Genomic DNA, 1,124 nt, shown 5'->3' on the forward strand with positions numbered 1-1,124 from the left:
GGACACCGTGACCGAGCCGGTGATCGGCACATCGCCGCCGAAGCTCTCCGCCATGCAGCCGCAGTACAGGGCGCCGGACTGCCAGGCCTCCTTGGACGCCTTGCGCAGGAAGCCCTCGAAGGTGTTCCTGTGCGGCTCCAGCTCGGGGCGTTCGCGTACGCGGTCGTTGATCATCTGCCGGATGCTGGCGTCACGCGACTCCGGGCGGACGTCGAACTCCCACCAGGTCTCCGGCACCTTGATGCTGAATCCGCCGCGCGCGATGGTCTGCGCTTCGGTGTAGCGGGCCATGGTCGTCCCCGTCCCCTCGTTTGGCTCTGGCATGTCAGCCTACGAGGAGTCCGGGCGCGTGTCGGCTGGGGCCCTGCTCTGCGTTCTCTTGGTCAGCCAGGCGGGACCCTCCTGGGCTTGCACCACTCGCGCGATCAGCTCGTGGATCAAGAATTCGCCCGGCGAGCAGTTCTCTTTGAGCCGGTCCAGGTCGTCAGGGCCGAACCAGCCGTACGCGGAGTGCTTGGACCACTCCAGGGCGGGATGGTCCAAGTCGCCGTCGACCTCGATCAGATAGTCGGCCTCATGGCGGACACCGGCTCCGTCGTCGCCGCACCAGACACTGGTGCCGAGGAACCGGCTCACTCGCCGAAGATGCCAGCCGGTCTCTTCCTCGGCCTCTCGTGCGAGCGCGTCCAGGAGGGTTTCCCCCGCCTCGACGTGGCCGCGCACGATGTCCCACGCGCCGGGAAAGAGGCGGCGATCCGGGCTTCGCTTCTGAGCGAAGGCCTCGCCCTTGACGTTCAGGATGACGGCGCCGACCGTCCAGACCTCGCCGGGGAGGGGCGTGGGCACGTCGACGTCGTGGTCCACGGTGAAGGGCCGCTGGTCGGCTGGCATGCCCCACAGGGTAGGCCGCACGTACAACGCGCCGCAGGCTACGGCAGGTTGCGGGCCATCACGATCCGCTGGACCTGGTGCGTGCCCTCGTAGATCCGCGTGCTTTCCAGCATGTACCACCCTGAGCTGTACGAACGCGCCCTTCGCAGGGTGCTCCCCCAGCATTTCCCCATGATCACCTGCAAGCGAGGCACTGCCATTGCTGGTCAGGCCAGGGATGCCACCGCATCCAC

At 67.6% G+C, this 1,124-nt stretch carries 1 protein-coding gene and 1 pseudogene; both read right to left on the bottom strand.

Annotation, left to right across the window (positions count from 1 at the left end; genetic code table 11):
• Positions 1-291, bottom strand: a pseudogene (locus tag ACZ5CR_RS46685) (hypothetical protein); the annotation flags it as partial.
• A 39-nt stretch (positions 292-330) separates the two neighbouring features.
• Positions 331-891: an NUDIX domain-containing protein gene (locus tag ACZ5CR_RS46690; RefSeq protein ID WP_468870129.1), complete on the bottom strand. Its 561-nt coding sequence runs from the start codon at positions 889-891 to the stop codon at positions 331-333.
• Between the last annotated feature and the right edge of the window lie 233 nt (positions 892-1,124).

This window comes from Streptomyces sp. NPDC031274, assembly GCF_055570235.1.